The sequence below is a fragment of the Pseudomonas paraveronii genome, from assembly GCF_963681955.1.
Classification (GTDB): Bacteria; Pseudomonadota; Gammaproteobacteria; order Pseudomonadales; family Pseudomonadaceae; genus Aquipseudomonas; species Aquipseudomonas paraveronii.
The window spans coordinates 4,914,086-4,934,141 of the sequence record NZ_OY817130.1; the positions used below are offsets into that span (position 1 = coordinate 4,914,086).

Annotated in this window: 21 protein-coding genes and 1 tRNA gene; 11 read left to right on the forward strand and 11 right to left on the reverse strand. The window is 57.7% G+C overall.

The features are described 5' to 3' along the window. Positions 1–65: 65 nt before the first annotated feature. The 7 genes from U5A08_RS22625 to U5A08_RS22655 all read right to left on the reverse strand — a co-directional run bounded on the left by U5A08_RS22625 (position 66) and on the right by U5A08_RS22655 (position 6,412). Positions 66–1,169, reverse strand: a complete 1,104-nt coding sequence (locus U5A08_RS22625) for a hypothetical protein (protein WP_321848696.1) — start codon at positions 1,167–1,169, stop codon at positions 66–68. Between the two features lie 188 nt (positions 1,170–1,357). Further along, entirely contained in the window at positions 1,358–2,674 is a 1,317-nt protein-coding gene (flgE, locus tag U5A08_RS22630) for a flagellar hook protein FlgE (protein WP_253398208.1), read from the reverse strand. 31 nt (positions 2,675–2,705) lie between these two features. Beyond that, positions 2,706–3,431, reverse strand: coding sequence for a flagellar hook assembly protein FlgD (gene flgD / locus U5A08_RS22635; RefSeq protein WP_321848699.1), 726 nt, complete (start codon positions 3,429–3,431; stop codon positions 2,706–2,708). A 16-nt stretch (positions 3,432–3,447) separates the two neighbouring features. Then, entirely contained in the window at positions 3,448–3,891 is a 444-nt protein-coding gene (flgC, locus tag U5A08_RS22640; RefSeq protein WP_046382341.1) for a flagellar basal body rod protein FlgC, read from the reverse strand. Between the two features lie 3 nt (positions 3,892–3,894). Further along, a complete protein-coding gene (flgB, locus tag U5A08_RS22645) occupies positions 3,895–4,302 on the reverse strand; it encodes a flagellar basal body rod protein FlgB (RefSeq protein ID WP_003175633.1) in 408 nt (135 codons plus the stop codon). A 307-nt stretch (positions 4,303–4,609) separates the two neighbouring features. Next, on the reverse strand, positions 4,610–5,437 hold the full coding sequence (cheR, locus tag U5A08_RS22650; RefSeq protein WP_247395915.1) for a CheR family methyltransferase: 828 nt from the start codon (positions 5,435–5,437) through the stop codon (positions 4,610–4,612). 42 nt (positions 5,438–5,479) lie between these two features. Then, entirely contained in the window at positions 5,480–6,412 is a 933-nt protein-coding gene (locus tag U5A08_RS22655) for a chemotaxis protein CheV (protein ID WP_026140310.1), read from the reverse strand. 81 nt (positions 6,413–6,493) lie between these two features. On the opposite strand from U5A08_RS22655, the gene flgA reads away from it, so the two are divergent. The 4 genes from flgA (at position 6,494) to U5A08_RS22675 (ending at position 9,089) form a co-directional block, all read left to right on the forward strand. Next, entirely contained in the window at positions 6,494–7,258 is a 765-nt protein-coding gene (gene flgA, locus U5A08_RS22660; RefSeq protein WP_253398212.1) for a flagellar basal body P-ring formation chaperone FlgA, read from the forward strand. Between the two features lie 142 nt (positions 7,259–7,400). Beyond that, positions 7,401–7,724 (forward strand): flagellar biosynthesis anti-sigma factor FlgM, encoded by a 324-nt coding sequence (flgM, locus tag U5A08_RS22665; RefSeq protein ID WP_253398222.1) that lies wholly within the window; start codon positions 7,401–7,403, stop codon positions 7,722–7,724. A 48-nt stretch (positions 7,725–7,772) separates the two neighbouring features. Continuing rightward, complete coding sequence (locus U5A08_RS22670) at positions 7,773–8,243, forward strand: flagella synthesis protein FlgN (protein ID WP_253398224.1); 471 nt, start codon at positions 7,773–7,775, stop codon at positions 8,241–8,243. Between the two features lie 96 nt (positions 8,244–8,339). Then, positions 8,340–9,089 carry a flagellar brake protein gene (locus U5A08_RS22675; protein ID WP_247395924.1) on the forward strand — a complete coding sequence of 250 codons (750 nt, stop codon included), beginning with the start codon at positions 8,340–8,342 and terminating at the stop codon, positions 9,087–9,089. 58 nt (positions 9,090–9,147) lie between these two features. Here the strand turns inward: U5A08_RS22675 and U5A08_RS22680 are convergent, their stop codons facing one another. Then, positions 9,148–10,527 (reverse strand): MFS transporter, encoded by a 1,380-nt coding sequence (locus tag U5A08_RS22680; RefSeq protein WP_253398228.1) that lies wholly within the window; start codon positions 10,525–10,527, stop codon positions 9,148–9,150. An 864-nt stretch (positions 10,528–11,391) separates the two neighbouring features. On the opposite strand from U5A08_RS22680, the gene U5A08_RS22685 reads away from it, so the two are divergent. Together U5A08_RS22685 and U5A08_RS22690 are read left to right on the forward strand one after the other, a co-directional pair. After that, the gene (locus U5A08_RS22685) at positions 11,392–13,788 is read left to right on the forward strand and encodes a membrane-bound PQQ-dependent dehydrogenase, glucose/quinate/shikimate family (RefSeq protein ID WP_321848705.1); all 2,397 of its coding nucleotides are present in this window, start codon (positions 11,392–11,394) and stop codon (positions 13,786–13,788) included. 140 nt (positions 13,789–13,928) lie between these two features. Beyond that, positions 13,929–15,215: a carbohydrate porin gene (locus U5A08_RS22690; protein ID WP_247395930.1), complete on the forward strand. Its 1,287-nt coding sequence runs from the start codon at positions 13,929–13,931 to the stop codon at positions 15,213–15,215. Positions 15,216–15,278: 63 nt separating this feature from the next. Here the strand turns inward: U5A08_RS22690 and U5A08_RS22695 are convergent, their stop codons facing one another. Together U5A08_RS22695 and U5A08_RS22700 are read right to left on the reverse strand one after the other, a co-directional pair. Then, positions 15,279–16,151, reverse strand: a complete 873-nt coding sequence (locus U5A08_RS22695) for a NotI family restriction endonuclease (RefSeq protein WP_321848707.1) — start codon at positions 16,149–16,151, stop codon at positions 15,279–15,281. Further along, positions 16,148–17,278, reverse strand: a complete 1,131-nt coding sequence (locus U5A08_RS22700) for a DNA-methyltransferase (RefSeq protein WP_126587260.1) — start codon at positions 17,276–17,278, stop codon at positions 16,148–16,150. The genes U5A08_RS22695 and U5A08_RS22700 overlap by 4 nt, the downstream gene beginning before the upstream one ends. 345 nt (positions 17,279–17,623) lie before the next feature. On the opposite strand from U5A08_RS22700, the gene U5A08_RS22705 reads away from it, so the two are divergent. From U5A08_RS22705 to U5A08_RS22730, 5 genes are all read left to right on the forward strand, one after another. Next, the gene (locus tag U5A08_RS22705; RefSeq protein WP_247395934.1) at positions 17,624–17,938 is read left to right on the forward strand and encodes an ArsR/SmtB family transcription factor; all 315 of its coding nucleotides are present in this window, start codon (positions 17,624–17,626) and stop codon (positions 17,936–17,938) included. After that, the gene (locus U5A08_RS22710) at positions 17,935–18,375 is read left to right on the forward strand and encodes a YeeE/YedE family protein (protein WP_253398236.1); all 441 of its coding nucleotides are present in this window, start codon (positions 17,935–17,937) and stop codon (positions 18,373–18,375) included. Before U5A08_RS22705 ends, U5A08_RS22710 begins: the two co-directional genes overlap by 4 nt. Next, positions 18,372–18,791, forward strand: a complete 420-nt coding sequence (locus U5A08_RS22715) for a DUF6691 family protein (protein ID WP_253398238.1) — start codon at positions 18,372–18,374, stop codon at positions 18,789–18,791. Before U5A08_RS22710 ends, U5A08_RS22715 begins: the two co-directional genes overlap by 4 nt. Positions 18,792–18,804: 13 nt before the next feature. Continuing rightward, positions 18,805–18,993: a YgaP family membrane protein gene (locus U5A08_RS22720; RefSeq protein ID WP_247395937.1), complete on the forward strand. Its 189-nt coding sequence runs from the start codon at positions 18,805–18,807 to the stop codon at positions 18,991–18,993. A gap of 195 nt (positions 18,994–19,188) precedes the next feature. Beyond that, the gene (locus U5A08_RS22730; RefSeq protein ID WP_321848710.1) at positions 19,189–19,554 is read left to right on the forward strand and encodes a YidH family protein; all 366 of its coding nucleotides are present in this window, start codon (positions 19,189–19,191) and stop codon (positions 19,552–19,554) included. Positions 19,555–19,809: 255 nt separating this feature from the next. On the opposite strand, the gene U5A08_RS22735 is transcribed toward U5A08_RS22730, so the two are convergent. Beyond that, positions 19,810–19,886 (reverse strand) — tRNA-Arg (locus tag U5A08_RS22735). Between the last annotated feature and the right edge of the window lie 170 nt (positions 19,887–20,056).

The window sequence follows — 20,056 nt, forward strand, 5'->3', positions numbered from 1 at the left end:
AAAACCCCGATAATCCCTTGCTGCAGTTGGGTTTATCGGGTTTTTTTTGCCTGGGCAAAGGCTCGTCAGTCGCCGAACAATATGGTCGCAATCCCCGACCGGGGCACCCCGCCCCGCTTGCCCCACAGTTCAATCCGACCATCGATCACCGCCATCGAATGACCGCCATACTCCACCGTCCCCACCTTGCTGCTTCGCAAGTCGGCATCCGTGGCCGGCCGGTAATTTTTGCGCAAGCCCAGACGGTCCAAGCCTTCCCGAGCGTTCTCGCCATCATTGAGGGTACGTATGCCATCCAGAAAGCTGCGCCCGGCAGTGCCGTCGTTGTTTTCCAATTGCGCCCGTTTTGCGCTGACGGCAAACATGAAATTGGCGTTGGTCATCATTTTCGGGTCATCGCCCTGGAAACGTGCATGGGTGGCAGCCAGCCGCACTTCATCCTTGGTCAGGTCAACCTTGACACCATCGCGCATGGTCACAGAGTAGCCATTACCCGTCTCCTTGACCTCTTTGAAGACGTCGGTGGGCTTCTCGCCAAATTGCATCATGGCGGCTTTAATCGCCGAAACCGTCACGCAATTGCCGTCCGGCCCCTGTCTGAAGCCGCTCCAGATATTCTCCGGTTTTTTCCCCGGCTCGCTGTCATCGGGCTTGTAGTCGAAATGCTTCGCGCCTTCGGTAATCGGCTTGTCGCTCATGGACTCGCTGGGGCCGAAACCACCGCCACCACCGCCACCACCGCCACCGCCCCCACCGCCGCCACCTCCGCCACCACCGCCCGGGGAAGGGGATGGAGACGGTGCGGGTGACGGCGGCGCATCCGGAGACGAATCATCCGGAAATTCTTCCGGGAAGGTTTTCTTCATGAACGCCTGAAAGTCGTCGGACGCGTCTTTCTTCACGTCCTCGAGAATCTCCTTGAACTTCTCTTCGCCGAGCTCCTTTCGCATTTCATTCAGCTTGTTCCGCAGCTCCTGGGCCGTCTGGCTCTTCCCGGTTTTTTCGGCGTCTTCAAGCTCTTTGATCAGCTTTGTGACGCTGTCCTTGACGACGCCCGTGTCTTGCTTGGTGCCATCAGACTGGCTGGTGGCCTTCAGGTGCTGCCCTGCCCCCCCACTTTCGTAACGCACACCCCCGACCCCTTGGCCAGATACCGATGAACTCCACATATCGCCTCTCCCCAACAATGAGAGAACCCAATGCCTCTCGGCTGGATAGGTGGAAAGACAGGTGTGGCGCGTTCCAACAAAGGCGTGTCATCTCGTAACCGCATCGGTAGTGGGAAAAGGTCTTAATGCCAAATGAAACGCAAAAAAAAGCCCCTCAATCGAGGGGCTTCTTGTGCAGCGCTAACGCATCAGGTCATCTGGATGATGGTCTGCATGATGGTGCTCTGGGTGGAGATGGTCTTGGCGTTCGCCTGGTAGTTGCTCTGGGCCTTGATCAGGTCTACCAGCTCGCTGGTCAGGTTGACGTTGGAGTTCTCCAGGGAGTTGGCCACGATCGAACCGAGGGTGCCGGATTGAGGGGCGTCGTATCCCGGTTGGCCCGAGGCGAAGGTTTCTCTCCAAGTGGTGCCGCCAGATGGCTGCAGGCCTTGTTCGTTGTTGAAGCTGGCCAGGGAGATCTGGCCAATGGCCTTGCTCTGCTGATTACTGAAGGTGGCGAACAGTACGCCGCTGCCGTCGATTTTCAGCCCGGTGATCTGGCCGGTAGCATAACCATCGGTGACCGGTGGGTTGCGGTAGCTGGCCGAATTGTACTGGGTGATATCCGCCATGTTGATCGCAATACCGCCCGCATTGGCCGCGGCGCCGTTAGCAGTCCATACACCGTTGGTCACGGTGCCCGGTTTCCAGTTGGAAATGGTCAGGGTGGTGTTGGAGACCGCGCTAGGCGGGGTAACCACACCAGTGAGCTTACCCCCGGTGTCGAACGTCAGGGTCGATGCGACAGGTGCCACCGCGCCTGCGCCACTGATCGGGGTACCATCAGGGTTACGCCCGTCGATCAAGGTGTAGGACTTCCATTGGTTGGAGTCCGTCTTCACCAGGTACTGCACCATCGGGTGAGCGTTGCCTTGGGTGTCGTACAAGGTGGTGCTGTACTGGGTGGTGAAGGTCTTGGTGTCGGTTGGGTTGAATGGCTTGGCCACCTGGTCGATCACCGGCTCCGAGGAGTTCAGGTTACTGCTGGAATCGACGGTGCTGGAGGCTTTTGGCGGCAGGTTCGACAAGTTGAGTTGCAGGTCGACCAAGCCACCCTTGACGATCTTGCCGTTGTCATCCGCCGCGTAGCCCTGCAGGCGCGAAGTACCGGTGTTGTTGGTGATATAGCCGTCTTTGTCCGAACGGAAGGCACCACTACGGGTGTATTCCAGCGAACCGTCGCTGCCCTTCTGTACGAAGAAGCCACCGCCCTGGATTGCCATGTCCAGGATGCCGCCACTGTTGTTGACATCACCCTGGGTGAATTGCTGAGACACCGCCGCCAGGTTCACACCGTTACCGATGCTGTTCTGGCCGGTGCCCAGTTTGGACGCCGCGTAGATATCCGAGAATTCCGCACGGGACGATTTGAAGCCAGTGGTCGCGACGTTGGCGATGTTGTTGCCGGTCACGTCCAGTTGTTTGTTGGCCGCATAGAGGCCGCTAAGGCCGATGTTAAAAGACATGTTTCTCTCCCTCTGCCGTATTTAGCCGGCTCTATGTACCGATAGTCTGAATTTGCGACAGCTTGACGCTGCCCATGCCGCCTGCAAGGTTGAGCAGCATTTCGCCGCCGGTCTGGCTCAGGGTCACGCTGTTTACCGTGGCTGGCAGCGAAGTCGCCAGTGCCACCGAGTCGCCCGCGTCATTCTTGGTGGTGGCCGTAAAGGTGTAAGTCCCGGGGGCGGCGACCTCACCAGCGGCGTTCTTGCCATCCCAGATGAAGTCGGAACTCCCTGCGCTCTGAGCACCCATCTCAAGGGTGCGCACCACGACGCCGTCTTTGTCGGTGATCTTGATCGAGACGTTACCCGTTGCCGCCGTCACCGCGACCGAGCCGGTCATGCTCTTGCTGGTATCCACCAGCGCCTTGTCGGTCTGGGTAATAATCGAGCGACCGACCAGCGACGAAGCCTGCAGCGCTTGCGACGAGCTGTAGTTGCTGGAGATGTTGTTTACCGAATCATTCAGATTGTTGATGCCTTCCAGGCTGCTGAACTGCGCCAACTGAGACACGAACGCACCGTTGTCCTGGGGCGACAGCGGGTCCTGGTTTTTCAGCTGGGTCACCAACAGTTGCAAGAACGCATCCTTGCCCATCGACTGGTTGCCCGTTGCCGCCTTGGTCGCGGCGCTGATGCTGCTGTTGTCCGTCGCAGTCTTGACCTTGCTATTGAACAGGTCCTGGACTGCCGTGTTGTTCGTCGTATCAACAATGGCCATTGTTTGGCGCCCCTTATCACTGACCCAGGGTCAGGACCTTCTGCATCATGGTTTTGGCGGTATTCATCATTTCCGCGTTGGTCTGGAACGAGCGGCTGGCAGAGATCATGTCAGCCATTTCCTCGACCACGTTGACGTTCGGGTAGTACACGTAGCCTTTTTCGTTCGCCGCAGGGTGATTAGGCTCATAGCGCGCTTCCAGATTGCTCTGGTCTTCAACCACGCCGAGTACCTGCACGCCTTGCCCGGCAGCGTCCTGATTCTGGAACAGCGAATCGCCGCCGCTGCTCTGGCCGCCCTGAAACATGGTGGCAAACACCGGGTGACGGGCGCGGTAGGTCTGGTCAATGCTCGAAGACACGGTCTCGGCGTTGGCGATGTTACTGGCGACGGTGTTCAAACGCGTGGTCTGCGCGCTCATGCCACTGCCGGCAATATTGAAAACACTGGCTAGGGACATGGCTTACTCTCCACGCAGGGCTGACATCAGCCCTTTGAATTTGCTGTTGAGCAGGGTGAAGCTGGCCTGAAAGTTCACCGAGTTCTCGGCGTAGGCCGATTGCTCCAACTGCGCGTCGACGGTGTTCTGGTCGATCGATGGCTGCATCGGGGTGCGATACAGCAGCGACTCGTCACCACTGCTCAGGCCTTGCGCTTCGATATGACGGCTGTTGGTCATATTCAAGGCGAAGGTGCCGTTCTTGGTCTTGTCCTGCTGTGCGGCGAGCACGGCGGAGAAGTCCAGGTCCCGAGCCTTGTAGTTCGGGGTGTCGGCGTTGGCAATGTTGTTGGCCAGGACTTCGGCACGCTGGGCGCGAAAGCCCAGGGCTTGTTCGTGGATACCGAGCGCTTTATCGAAGCTGATGCTCATGGCGGAAACCTTTAGGCTGACCTGCTGTTCGTTAACAGGGTTATAGCAAGGTGCATGCCAATCTGGTGGAACCCCATATATCAAGGGTTTGCGGGGAGATTGCCGGCGGCAATGCCAGAAAAGCGGCAAGCGGTTTCCGCGTGGCGCCAGTAAAGCGGCAATCGCGGTTGCCGCTATTGGGAAGTTTGCCGCGCAAACAAATGTGGGAGGGGGCTTGCCCCCGATAGCGGTGGTTCAGTCATAGATACTGAGACTGACACACCGCTATCGGGGGCAAGCCCCCTCCCACACTTTGACTGCGTGCGACTTACTTGGCCTGGTAAATGATCCCTGGACTGCACTGCACCATCTGGAAATGATCCGGCAGGCCGTTCAGCGCCTCGGATGCACCGAGGAACAGATAACCACCGCGCTTGAGCGTGCCGTGGATGCGCAGCAGGATGTCTTTCTTCACTTCGGCCGAGAAGTAGATCAGCACGTTGCGGCAGAACACCATGTCGAACTTGCCCAGGCTGGCGTAGCTGTCGAGCAGGTTGAACGAGCGAAACTCCACCCGACTCTTGATCGGCGCCTTGACCGCCCAACGCCCCGCGCCTTTCGGATCGAAGTAACGCTGCAGGCGTTCCGGGGACAAACCGCGGCCCAGCGCCAGGCTGTCGTACTCGCCGGTCTTGCAGTTGGTGAGCATGGTGCCGGACAAATCGGTGGCGACAATTTGCGCACCGGCCTTCAACTGGCCCATGTTGGTCCGCTCGAACTCGTCGATGGCCATCGAAATCGAGTACGGTTCCTGCCCCGAGGAACAGGCTGCCGACCAGATCCGCAAACGCTGACCCGGGCTGGCCTTGATCGCCTCGGGCAACACTTTGCTCTTGAGTACCTCAAAGGGATAGGTGTCGCGAAACCACAGGGTTTCGTTGGTGGTCATGGCATCGACCACCATTTCCTTGAGCCCACTGCGCGGCTGGCTCTGAATCCGTTGGACCAACTCACCGAGGGACTTGATGCCCTGCTGTTCCATCAGTTTGTTGAGACGGCTGGATACCAGGTACTGCTTGTTTTCACCGAGCAATATGCCACAGGCTTTTTCCAGGAAGACCCGGAACTGTTCGAAATCCAAATTACCCGTAGACAATGATACCGCCTCTTAAATCGTGTGACCGCCAGGGAAATCCCCCTAGCCGTGATCTGCTGCCTTGATCCGGTCGACTACCCGGGATGCCAGGTCATCAGGGCGGAATTTAGCCAGGAAGTCGTCAGCACCGACCTTCTTGACCATCGCCTGATTGAATACGCCCGACAACGAAGTATGCAGGATGATATGCAATTTTTGCATGCGTGGATCGTTACGTATCTCAGCCGTAAGGGTGTAACCGTCCATTTCCGGCATCTCGATGTCGGAAATCATCATCAAAAACTCTTCTTCCGGCTTCTTGCCTTCATCCACCAGCTTGCGCAGGTAATCCAGCGCCTGGCGGCCATCATTGAGCGCCACCACCTCAACGCCGATGGTTTGCAGGCAACGGGTTACCTGTTTTCGCGCCACCGAGGAGTCGTCCACCGTCAGCACCCGCAGCGAGACCGCCTTGTGCGCCGTTTCGGCGTCGACGACGCCGACCGAGATCGCTTCGGAAGTCGGTGCGACTTCGGCGAGGATTTTCTCCACGTCGATGATTTCCACCAACTGGTTGTCCACCCGCGTCACTGCCGTGAGGTAGTGATCGCGACCGGTGCCCTTGGGCGGTGGATGGATCTCTTCCCAGTTCATGTTGACGATACGTTCCACCGAGCGCACCAGGAAACCCTGGGTCTTGGTGTTGTATTCGGTAATGATCACAAACGGGTTCTCGCGGTCTTGCAGGCCGGCCGAACTCGTGGCCAATGCCAGGTCGAGAATCGGGATGGTCGCGCCACGGATGTTGGCTACGCCACACACCACCGGGCTCGACTTGGGCATGATCGTCAGCTTGGGACACTGCAGCACTTCCCGCACCTTGAACACGTTGATGCCATATAGCTGCTTGCCGTCCAGGCGAAAAAGCAACAGTTCGAGGCGATTCTGCCCTACCAGCTGTGTGCGCTGGTTTACTGAATCCATTACACCTGCCATGCCCAGACTCCTACGCTAAAACCTTTGGGGGTACGACGCGCACCCAACACTAAACGGCACGAGCTTTGCTTTTTATTGGCTATGGATATGAAAACGACAGTTTCCCGACGCACCAGCCGCCCACGGTACCGCAGATTACTCTGCGCCTGGATGGCGTTGTTTGCCGTGGGCGCAAGCGCCACTGCCCGCGCCGACAACGTCACCTTGCCTGATCTACTTATCGGCGTCACCCAAGGCTTTCTTGAGTTCACTGTAGAAGATTATCTGGCAACCACTCAGACACCAGGACGTTATGAAATCCAGGTCAACCAACTGGACCCACGCCTGCGCATGCCGATGTGCGACAAGGAATTGACAGCCACCCTGGAAAGCCCGGCCCAACCCATTGGCCGCGTGACGGTCAAGGTCCGCTGTGAAGGTGCCTCGCCCTGGACCGTGTTCGTGCCCGCCCAGGTCAAACTGTTTCGCGATGTGGTCGTGGTGTCGCGGCCGCTCAAACGCAGCGGAATCATCGGTTATGAGGATGTCAGTTTGCGTGAGCGGGACATCAGCCTGATCAATCAGGGTTACCTGACGTCAGTGGACCAGGCTGTCGGGCAACGATTAACCCGACCAATGGTCACCGATCAGGTCATCACCCTGGTCCATCTTGAACAGGCCGAGGTCATTCGCAAGGGCGACCAGGTCGTCATTTCCGCGAGCAGCGGCGGGCTGAACGTGAAGATGCCGGGCGAAGCGCTGTCCAACGGCGGTATGAGCGAACAGATCCGGGTCAAGAACCTCAATTCCAACCGCGTCATCAAGGCACGGGTCACAGCGCCCGGCCAAGTCGAGGTGGCTTTATAGATCACTGGAATAGGACGCCAGCTTTTCCTACACTGTACGCCTGACGTTCGTGCATGCAGGTTTATTGTCAATCGCGCCTAAAGTTTGTCCGGGTATGGCCGAAACCATGGCAAGCGTCCAAATACCCAGAGGTTTTTTTATCATGGTCATCGATTTCAGCCGTTTGAATAACGCCCCGGCTTTGCCAGGCACTACGCGCACCAGCGGCACCAAGGACAGCGTAGAAGCCAAGGCCCAACCTCTGCCCGCCAAGGCAGAACAGGCCAGCGCCAGCCAAAGCGGGGAATCCGTACACCTGAGCAATGAGGCTCAACAGTTGCAGAAGGTCACTGACTCGCTGCGCGATCAACCCGTCGTCAATCAAGCCCGCGTGGCCGAATTGAAACAGGCGATCGCCGATGGCAGCTACAAAGTCGACAGCAACCGTGTAGCCAGCAAGCTGCTTAACTTCGAAGCCGAGCGCTAGGCAAAGGCCTGCGCCAGGCTTTTGGACGCTTAAAACCCAAGGCCAGCCATGCACCACGACGAAAATCTGCTTCAACTGATCATTGATGATCTGGCGCCGACGCAACAATTGCTCGAGCTGCTCAAAGAAGAATCCCTGGCCCTCTACGGCCGGGATATGCCGCTGCTGGAAGAAATCCTGGCGCGCAAACAGTCGCTGATTGTCCTGCTGGAACAGCATGGCAAGAAGCGCAGCCAGATTCTCGTCAGCCTCGGCCTGCCGGCTGATCACGACGGCCTTGCACAGTTGGCCAGTCACTCCTCGGTCGGCGATCAGTTGCTGGCCCAGAGCAAAGAACTCAATCAATTACTCACCCAGTGTCAGGAAGCCAACCTGCTCAACGGTCAGTCGATCCAGCTTCAGCAAGCCACGACCGCCAATCAGTTGCGCATACTCCATGGCGGCGAGCCTCCGGCCCTGTATAACGCCCAAGGCTCTACCTCACGCCTGGTCAAGCCAAGCACCCGCAGCCAAGCCTGACGCCGGTTTAAAGCGCGCCCTATCCAAGGCGCGCGACATACTGGCAAAATGACGGTTATTGCGTGTAGTCGTATTTTGTCTGGAGATGGAAGAACCGTGTTCAACGCCCTTAATGCGGAAGATGCTCCGCAGCCACCCAAGGTGCTCACCACGCCTCTGGAAATCGCCGGCACCTTGCGGATGCTGCAAGAAAGCCATGACCCGCTGATCATCACCTTCCATGAACGCAGCCAGCGCTTTCAAAGCTACCTGGTCGACGTCGACCGGGACAGCAAGACCCTGGCCCTGGACGAAATGATTCCCCGCGATGGCGAACGCCACCTTGAGAATGGCGAACCCTTCCGCATCGAAGGCTTTCACGACGGTGTACGCATCGCCTGGGAAAGCAACGGCACCCTGAGCATCAGCGAAAAAGGCGGCCACCGTATCTACACCGGCAGCATGCCGGACGAGGTGGTCTACCATCAGCGCCGCAATGCGTTCCGTGCCGCGCTGAAGCTGGCACAACTGGTGAACATCGAGCTGGGCGGCGAGAAACTCAAGGCCGCGCCCACCGGCAAACTGCTGGACATCTCCGCCACCGGCTGCAAATTGCGCTTTGAAGGCGATATTTCCGAGCGACTGCAGTTGGGCGAGGTCTACGACCGCTTCATCGCCGCCCTGCCCTTCGGCAGCATGACCACCTCGGTCGAACTGCGTTACCTGCACTTCGAAGAGAAGATCAACACCACCTTCGCCGGCGTGCGCTTCCACAACATGAGCGGCCTGGTGCAGCGCCAGGTCGAGCGTTTCGTGTACCAATTGCAACGCGAAGCACGGCGCTTCGACAAAGACGACGATTTTTAAGCACTAAGATGGCGACAAAAAACGGGCAGACCCTTTGGGGATCTGCCCGTTTTTGCATTCAGGGGCGCGCCCTGCTCAGGTCATGGGGGTGCTCATCCGGGCCCAGTGGTTCCGGCGGCCCTTCGAAAGGCGGCTCATCGGGCGGTGGCTCGGAGTCGGTTTCTGGTTCCGCAACCGCCGTCTGCATCTGCTCCTGCACCATCTGCTCATCGACCCGCGGATCAAGTGCAGCCACCAGCGGCGAGCTGGACATGCTGTCAGGCATTGCCACGTGCTGCAGCGGTGCATCGTCGACCTGATGCAGGTTGGTCACCGCTTTAGGCCGGATACGCCACACCAGGATCAGCGCGCACAGGCTGAAAAACGCGTACAGCATCTGGCTACCAAACAGCTTCATCACCACACCGGCCAGCAACGGCCCGATACTGGCACCAACGCCGTAGGTCACCAACAACATGGCCGTCAGCGATACCCGCCGATCACCTTCAACGTGGTCATTGGAAAACGCCACGGCCAGCGGGTACAGGCAGAACTGCACCAGCGAACACAGGAACCCGGCCACGAACAGCACTTCCAACGGCACCTTGCTCAGGATGGCCAACGGCAATGCCGCCACCGCCAGGCACAGGGCGAAGCAGCGAATCAACAACGCACGATCGTAACGATCCGACAGCCAGCCCAACGGCCACTGCACCACCAACCCGGCAAAAATGCAGCTACCCATGAAGAGACCGACCTGCTCGGTGGTCAGCCCCTGCTGGGACGCATAGAGCGGCGCCAGACCGTAGAACGAGCCGACGATCAACCCCGCCCCCAGCACCGTACTCAACGACTGCGGCACCCGCTGGATAAAGAAGCGCGGCTCCATCGGCGCCGGACGCAGGGGCGCCGGGTGAATGCGTCGGGTCATGGCCACCGGCACCAGGCACAGGGCGAAGCACAGCGCCACCAGCATCAGCAACTCGAGGCCGAGCTGGGGATGCATCACCAGGATCAACTGCCCCAGCACCAGGCCAAGGTAGGACGCGATCATATAGCCGCTGAACACCACGCCACGCTGCCGGGCATCCGCCTGCTCGTTAAGCCAGCTTTCGATGACCATGTACTGGCACATCATCCCCAGGCCCACGATGATCCGCAGCACGATCCAGGCCGGCAGCCAATCGATCAGGCCATGGCCCAACACCGCCGCGCCGACGATCCCGGCACAGGTGGCATACGCCCGAATATGCCCGACCCGGGCGATCAGGCGGTGGCCGATCTTGCCGCCCAGCACCAGGCCGGAATAGTTGGCCGCCATCAGCGCACCGACCCACAGGCTGTCGACGTTGTCAGCCGCCAGGCGCAAGGCCAGGTAAGTACTGAGCAGGCCGGAGCCGATCAGCATCATCAAGGAGGCGAAATAAAGGGCTCGAAAAGATTTCCAGATCTGGCGCATCGGCGTTCCGAGCGGCTCCTTGCAGTGAGGGTCAGGGCTACCGGCATGATAGTCCCGGGGGGCGGGTCCGGACAGGCACCAGGCGCTGTTTCCGGGGATTATTTTGTTTTAAAACGATTGACTACAGCTCAGACGCTACCGGGTAACGTACAAGGTACAAGGTTGCGCAAAATACACGTCGCACCTCCTGTGAACCTCGCTAACGCGCAAGGTTCGACCGGGTTTTGAAAAGACCGAGCACGCCCCCCCCAAAAGCCTCCCCCTGCACAGGATTGCCCGGACACCGGCATCGACAATCCGTATCACCGCGCATTGTTACTGTTTCATCAACAATGTTTTCCAGTCTTATGGATTTATCCAAAAAACCAGCGCTATAAACTGGTCTGCGCGTTAATCCACCGCGATTGACCTGCGAATCAGTCGGAGCAAAGCATGTAACCCGATCAAGGCCGACAGAGCCTTCGGGCCTACTCATTACCGACTGAACACATGGATAGTCATTAAGCAGGCGTAATACTGCCGCCCACGTTTTCTTTACCCCTCCTGCCGAAACTCAATCAGCCCCCGGTTAAGCATCAAGTTCGTTATTGAACGGTGCTTTTAGCGTGAAGGGGTTGGGGTGAAAGAGTGCCGGCATTCGGGCCAAGATACGGGGATGGCAAGTTATTACGCTGATTCCATTGCTCACTTGCCGTCAGCAAGACAGCGCAGCGGGATCATGGACCAACCACACCTGGCCAACTAAAGGCCGGACTCAACATTCGGCCAAGTTGCTCGTACACAGTGGGCGCAGCTACGTTTTTCCCCAACTGAGCATATACAAATATGACAGACGATCATCGATCTCACTCTGGAAGATCCTCAATGAGTACTATTGCAAGGGGACTGTTCTCCCTGCTTGTTTTTGCCGTGGCACTGGCGTTGATTTATGGCGGGTTCAAACTGGTAGCACTCGACGGATCGAGTTACTACCTGCTGGCCGGCTTCGCCTATCTGCTGTTGGCAGCACTGTTTGTCTTGCGTAAACCTATCAGCATTGCCCTCTCCGTCGTCATCTTCCTCGCCACGTGTGTGTGGGCGTTCTACGAAGTGGGCCAGTTCAGCTACTGGCAACTGCTGCCACGCCTGGTGGTGCCGGCGATCATCCTGACCCTCAGCCTGTGGGTCGGTGCTGCGTTCCCGGAAACGTCCTTGACCACCCGGCGCACCGCCAACCGATTCGGCTTTGCCGTGTTCCTGGCCCTGATCACCACCTTTATTGCGGCGTTCTACCCGCACGGCGGGATCTCGAACCCTGTCGCCGCGACTGACTCGCCCAAGGCCACGGAGCCCGCCAGCGGGCCTGCAAACTGGGAATTCTTCGGGCGCAATGCGTCAGGGACGCGGTTTGCGCCTTACACGCAAATCACGCCGGAAAACGTCAAGGACCTGCAAGTAGCCTGGACCTACCAGACCGGACGCAGGACCACCGGCGCCGGCGCTGGCGTTGACGAAAACACCCCGTTGCAGATCGGCAACGTGCTGTATTCGTGCACCCCGGAAAACCTGATCACCGCGCTGGATGGCGATACAGGCAAGCCGATCTGGAAGTTCGATCCTCACGCCAAAAGCGAAGAGCATGTGACGTGCCGTGGCGTGGGCTATTACGACATTGATAAAGACGACAGCCTGAGCGCAGCGGTCAAAGCCTCGTATAACGATCAGCAGCAATGCCGCCAGCGTATTCTGGTGTCGTCGGTAGATGCCCGTCTGTTTGCACTTGACGCGCATACCGGCGCCCTTTGCCAGAGTTTTGGTGACAACGGTTACGTCGATCTCAAGAAAGGCATGGGCCCGACAGAGAACAGTAAGCGCTATCACCCGACCTCACTGCCAGTGGTCATGGGCCACCTCACGGTGGTGGGCGGCTGGGTACGCGACATTGTGGCTGGCGAACCTTCCGGCGCTGTCCGCGCCTTCGACGTGCTGACCGGTGCGCTGGTGTGGGCATGGGACGTCGGCGCGCCCGAGGGCACGGACTCAACCAAGGCCGATCACCAGTTCACGCTGGAAACACCTAACGTATGGACGATCCCGACCTACGACAAAGAGCTGAACCTGGTCTACTTGCCGACCGGCAACGGCCCGCCCGACTATTGGGGCGGTGATCGCAACGCCGTCAAAGAAAAATTTGGCTCGGCCGTCGTGGCCGTCGATGCATCGACCGGTAAAGCCAAATGGGTCTACCAACTCATTCACCACGATGTATGGGATTACGATCTGCCATCGCAGCCGGTTCTCTATGACATCAAGAATGCCCAGGGCGTGAAAACCCCGGTCTTGATCCAGACCACCAAGACCGGCCAAATCTTTGTGCTGGATCGTCGCACTGGCCAGCCGGTGACAGAAGTACAGGAACGTCCGGTTCCAACCTCTCCGGCAGCAGAAGGCGAACACCTGTCGCCGACACAACCGTACTCGGCCGGCATGCCGGTGATCGGGGCCGACCCACTGACTGAAAAGTCGATGTGGGGGGTGTCGACATTCGACCAACTGTATTGCCGGATCATGTTCAAAGATTCGGTCTACATGGGGCCGTTCACGCCGCCAAGCGAAAAGCCGTACATCGAATGGCCTGGCTTGCTGGGCGGGATGAACTGGGGTGGCATCTCCATCGATGAGAACACCGGCACGATGTTCGTCAACGACATGCGCATGCCGCTGCGCATGACATTGGTGACCAAGGAAGAAACCAAGAAATTCAAGGTCTCGACCGACGAAGTGCCAGGTTTCATGGGCACCATTCGCCCGCAAGTCGCCGGTATCTATGGTGGCGTGAGAATCGACATCCTCCAGTCGCCACTGGGCGTGCCGTGCAACTCCCCACCCTTCGGCAGCATGAGTGCGATTGATCTGAATACGCAGAAACTGGTCTGGCAGGTTCCCATGGGCACCGTCCAGGATACCGGCCCGCTGGGGATCAAGACCCACCTGCAAATTCCGCTGGGCATGCCGACGCTTGGCGGTCCGACGTCGACAGCCTCTGGCCTGGTGTTCTTTGCAGGCACCCAGGACTACTACCTGCGCGCACTCGACTCGGCCACCGGTAAAGAAGTCTGGAAAGCCCGTTTGCCGGTTGGTGCGGTTGCGGCCCCGCTGATCTATCAGTCACCCACCACCGGGAAGCAGTACGTGGTCATCTCCGCAGGTGGCATGAGCCATTCGCCTGATGTCGGTGATTACATCATTGCTTATGCATTGCCGGACAACATCAAGCCGTAATGCGTTAGTTGCCACTGCATGAAAATAACCCCCGTTTACGGGGGTTATTTTTCCAAATCAAAAAAGAACAGCGCAAACCGATAAACAACGCGCAGCGTTGAGCTATTCCCCCACTTTCTCTGTAACGGAGCACATCCAAAATGCTTTTTTCTTTCCGCGCCATGCTGACCAGCAGCCTGTGCAGCGGTTTGTCGCTATGCCTCTTCGCCCCGTCCCCGGCATTGGCCGACGATCTGATGAACCGCTCCACACTCACTGGCGACTGGGACGGTGAACGCCAAAAGTTGGCCGACGAGGGCATCAAACTGACCGGCGACTACAGTTCCGAAACGATTTCCAACCTGCATGGCGGGATCAAGCGCGGCACCCGCTATTCGCAACAAATACGCATCGGTGCCCAGTTTGATCTGAGCAAGTTGCTCGACAGCCCCGATGCGGGACGCGTGCAACTGCTGGTCAACGACCGTCGCGGCCACAGCGCCACGGAAGATTTGCTTGGAAACCGCCTGTCGTCCCAGGAAAACTACGGCGGCGAATACACCCGGCTGACCGAGTTCAGCTATCAACGCAACCTGTTTTCGCCGGCCCTGTCCACCAAAGTCGGTTTCATGGTGATGGGCACCGATTTTGGTGGCATGCCCATCTTGACCAACTTTGTGAGCGCCGGCTTTTGTGCGCATCCGCTGACCATGTCGAGCGGCAGTGGCTGGGGCAACTACCCGACGGCGCACTGGGGTGGCGAGTTGCGTTACGACGTCAACCCGTCGCTGACGCTGCAAACCGCCGTGTTCCAGGTCAACCCGGAATACAACACGCGCTCTTCCAAAGCGTTCTCCATGCCCAGCAACGGCACCACGGGGGCGATTTTGCCGCTGGAGGCGATCTTCAATAACGACGCCTTCCTGAACGGCCAATACAAAGTCGGTTGGTACTACGACACCTCCAACGCCCCCGAGATCGGCAGTACGCAAAAGAGCAGCAACCGCACCGGCGCCTACGTGTTGATGGACCAAGCCATCTGGCGCAATGAGCAAGACCCGCAAAGCGTGCTGCGCCTCTTCGGCCAGGCAGCCAGCAGCAACGCAGCGACCTCGCCGATGCGCCGCTGGTACTCGGTGGGCCTGGTCAAACAAAAGCCTTTTGCGAGCCGCCCGAACGACTCCATCTCTTTTGGCTATGGGCGCGCCGTGCTCAACTCGCGCACACGGGATGTGCAAGAAGCCAAGGCGACCAACCTCGAAGACGCCGAGATGATCGCCAACCTCGACAACGGCGAGCAAATGCTTGAGCTCAACTACGGCGCACAGGTCACACCGTGGCTGCTGCTGCGCCCCGACCTGCAGTACTACATCGAGCCCGGCGCGTTTTCCGGCAAAAAACGCGACAATGCGTTGGCGGCGGGGTTACAGGTTAAAGCGACGTTTTAAAAGCGTCGTCTGCACAGGGGGCATCCACTCGGTGCCCTCTTGCAATCGCGCACGCAGGCGGTATCACACCAAACTGTCGGGCGTCCCCACTGCCTGGAACAACGTGCGGTCGGATAGCTTGGTCTGCAGCCCAATCAATATTTGCTCAAGTTCTACCCGGGCCTCTGCCTGGAGCCCCAGGCACATACCGATTCCGTCCGCATCCGTACTGAGTCGGGATGACATCGAGATCTTATAGTCGCCAGCACCTGCATTATCCATTTTATAGGCATGAAGATGCATTGAGTCGCCAATCAATGCCGGTGTTTCAAGATGGTCGAATTTAAATTCCTTGGTCATATAGCTCAGCAGCTTGTCCTGGACCACCAACACCAGCTTCTTGTTGAGGTGTTCAAATGTCTGCACTTTGTGGTGCATTTGAACCAAGATGGTTTTTGCGGTCATTTTCCAGTTCATGCCGAAGGTTTTATTGGACGCTTCAGCACTGTCCGACCTGGAAATCCCTAGCGTTTCCAGCATTCTCTGGCGTTCTGGCCAGACCGTTCCGGTCGTATCGAGGGTCTGCAGCTCGATGCCAACGAAGTCCTTCACCTTTCCATCTTTTACCGACACCAAGAAATAATCGACACTTCCCCCCGGGATCGACACTTCGGGGATGATGTGAAGCTCGTTCCCCGGTTCATGGGTCGTCAATAGATGAAAACAGTCGGTAAAAATCTGCCGGCGCTCGATTAGCCGGACAGGACAGATGATTACCGGTTCCTGCACTTTTCCGTACAGCACGCTGCACGTACCGATAGAAATGTCGGGGTTGGACTTCCTGACTTTGTAGCAACGCTTGTTGGTATAGGCGCAGCGTTGAGCGCCAATCACGTCTTGCCAGTCGACGGAGCGATTATGCGTACCCTTCCCGAACAACTCTATTATTTTGCTCATAACAGCGTATTGCACCTGTCTTTGGTCATCTCAAGATACTGCTCGGAGATATCTATCCCGATCGACTTCAAGCCTAAGCGTTGCGCCGCGACCATCGTTGTTCCCGTACCGCAGAAAGGGTCGATTGCAATACCGCCTGGTGGGCAGGTCGCCAATAAAGGTATACGGCACAGGTCGACCGGATAGGGGGCAAAGTGGGTTTCCCGGCCCTGCGAATCTTCCGGGAGAATGTCCCAGACGTCAGACGGTTTACTCCCCTTCGGATGGTATTTAAGAAAGTAATAACCTTTATCCCTGAGTTCCTTCGCCCGTCCCGATACTTTTTCACTGTCGGAGTGCGTCGCTCTTTGCTGGCCACGAATGATCATCCGGAAGTCAGACACTTTACCGCAAGACAAATCTGCGAGGATGCCGGCCAGGGCGGCATGTGCGGATAATTTTTCTGCGTCGCTCAACGAGGTCGACAACTCGATCTGACGCTTGTAACGCACGCCCGAAACGCCCGTGGCGGAAACTATCGAGCCATTCACCACTTTGGATTCTCTGGGCTTGGACCGGACGGCATCAGCATTGTAATAATAGTTTTTTGACTGCTTCACAAAGTGAAACAAGTTCTCATGAACATTGCCAAGCCGGTCTTTGGTGTTGTCCATGCCGCCTTTCAGTTTGTTCCATATGATGCTGTTTCGAAGTATCCAGCCTTGATTGTCGGTAAGCTCGAAAACCACTCGCCAAGGAATCCCGAGCAGCCCCTTACCGCTATAAGAATCACCGAGATTGAGCCAGAACGACCCCGTCGACTTCAGCACGCGCTTGAGTTCCAGAAACACAGCGCAAAGATCTGCTACGAAATCCCGATAATCTTTTTCCAGGCCTATCCCGCCGTTTTGATATTCCCGCTTCCCCCAGTACGGCGGCGACGTCATTGCAAAATCAACCGACTCGTCCGGCAGCGACTTCAATACGTCGAGGCAATCCCCGTTCAGAAGAAGGGGGCGTGTAGAAGATGACTGGCCGTACTTCAGAAGTGCAGAAGAAAAATCATTCTGGACGATGGTCGAAGGTTCAAACGCGTCTTTCTCCTGCGCAGAAAATAGTGCGGGGTCGTTAAGTTCTGTGTAGGTCATGAGGTGTCCAAACGGGAACGGCGGTAATGGCTACAGGATGGCCTTCTAACGCTGTCCTGATCAGACCCGGATGGTACAGAGCCTGAGGAAAGCCGGGCAAGCCAAACCGTACTGAAGGGACAGGCGTTGAGCCACGGGGTGTCGACTCCCAGGGCTCGGTCAATTCGGTCGCCTTGCAATGGCGCAGAGCGACCTCATCGGATCAGCAAAGCTGCACCACTCACTTTCGCTTCGCCTTTAGCCCCTGACCTCTCCTGCCAGCGACGAACGCAGATCGGTGCTGACACACACTTATTATTTTTATATACTATAATTTAACAAACTGAACAGTTAGTGATCAATCGTATGCCCGAATCAGATCTCCAGCGGCTTCACGCCAACGCCGATGCCGCCAGCAAGTTCCTTAAGGCTCTGGCCAATCCGGATCGCTTGATCCTGCTCTGCCAGCTATCCCAAGGCGAGCGCAATGTCGGCGATCTGGAGTCGCTGCTCGGGATACAACAACCGACGCTGTCTCAACAGCTGGCTGTGCTGCGCCGCGAAGGACTGGTGGATACCCGTCGAGACGGAAAGCAGGTGTTCTATCGCATCAGCAGTCCTGCGGCACTGGCAGTCATCCAAACCTTGTATCAACAATTTTGCGCTGGAGAAGCCTCATGAATATCGACTGGCTCAACTTCACTCCCTGGTCATCCCTTGCAGGCGGCGCATTGATTGGCTTGGCGGCCAGTCTTTTCGTCGTCGCCAACGGGCGTATCGCCGGCATCAGCGGTCTGATCGGCAGTCTTTTACAGCGGGGAAGCGAGGGAGCTGGGGAGAAGGCGCTTTTTCTCCTGGGCCTGCTCATCGCGCCGCTTCTATGGGGCTTGTTCGCCGCGCTGCCGCAGATTGAATTCCAAAGTGGCGGGTTTGGACTGATCGTCGCCGGTGTATTGGTGGGTATTGGCACACGCTACGGTTCAGGTTGCACCAGTGGCCATGGCGTGTGCGGCATATCGCGCCTTTCGCCGCGATCGATGGTCGCCACCGCCTGTTTCATGTTCAGCGGTTTCATTACCGTATTTGTCCTGCGTCATCTGCTGGGAGGCTGGATATGAACAAACTGACGGCATTCATTGCTGGCCTGCTGTTCGGCTTGGGGCTGCTGCTGGCAGGCATGGCCAACCCGAGCAAAGTCCTGGCGTTCCTGGATTTAGCCGGTGCTTGGGACCCTTCCCTTGCGCTGGTCATGGTCGGGGCCATTGGCATAGCCATTGGCCCGCTGACCTGGGCGCGCCAACAATCCCGCTCGCTGCTGGGAACGCCAATGCAGTTGCCGACCAAGCGTGAATTGGACCCGCGTTTGATCGGCGGCAGCCTGCTATTCGGCATCGGCTGGGGGATAGCAGGCATCTGTCCTGGCCCTGCGGTGGCAATTCTGCTGACAGGACGCTGGCAAGCAATCGTGTTCATGTTGGCCATGTTGGCCGGCATGTTGTTGTTTACTGCGCTGGAGACCCGGCGCAACCACTGATCGGGAGATCGTCATGAAAGCGAACCTTGGAACCATTGACCGTAGCCTGCGCATTGTCGCCGGCCTGGTTCTCATTGGCCTCAGTCTGATGGGCGTGATCGGCTGGTGGGGTTGGATCGGCTTAGTGCCACTGGCTACTGGTCTTTTCCGTTTCTGCCCTGTGTACAGGTTGCTGGGCATCAAAACCTGTAACCGTTGCTGAGCAAAAAACCCATAGCGTTCACGTGCACGAGGGCATTGGCGCAGCCGATTTTGTGGCTATGCGCCAAGCACGGGACGCTGCGTTGGGCATGTGCGCGTTGACGCCAACAGCTGGATCTATAAACGTACACACCGAGTATTTTTGTTTAAATCTGCGTGGTGTCGTTTCAAAAGCTGTTTGAACAAGGAAATTTCAATGTCCGACCTGAACGATCCGCGCGTGTTCTTTGCCGCCGAGCGCACATTGCTGGCATGGAACCGAACCAGTCTTTCGCTGATGGCATTTGGCTTTGTGATTGAACGATCCGGGCTACTGCTGCAGATGCTGAAACCGGACGTTCCGGGTTCTCCCGGAAAACACTTTTCGTTCTGGATCGGGCTGGCTTTTCTGATGCTGGGCTCATCGGTTGCCTGCTGGTCATCCTGGCAATACAAAAAGGTGGTCAAGACCCTCAGGCCCGTTGAGATCCCCCTTGGCTACAGCGTTAATACCGGCCCTGGCATTAATGTCATTACTGCAATCCTGGGCGTTTTGCTCATGGTCTATTTGTTCACGATGTGAGCAAGACTGGCCTGCGTGACCTCACTTGACGTCCCCAATGGGCGGTAGACGGGTGACGTCGAGCATCTCCCGGCGAGTGAACGAGTGTGATCCTGGCTCACCTTTAGACCCTGATTAAGTGAGTCGCCCATTCAAAAACAAAAAAGCCCCGCCAGAGCAACGCCCGGCGGGGCTTTTTGTTGGCCTATTGCTGTCACCCTACTGTCATGGGAAAAATGAGCTGGCAGTGGATCGGCGCGAGAGACCTTATTTGTATGGTGTCCCAGGGCCGGTTCGAACGGCCAACCTTCCCCTTAGGAGGGGGATGCTCTATCCAATTGAGCTACTGGGACAAATGACAGCCATCGGGCCAACGGCGCTGCGACGGACGGCGTGCATGTTAACGGCCAAGGTGGGTTTTGTCATGTCGTCCGTAGGCTTTTTGAGTGTAAGCCAATGCTTGCGCCACTGATCCCGGTTTCGCCCCGCAAATCCGGGCACCTGAGGCTATCGTGCAAAATGC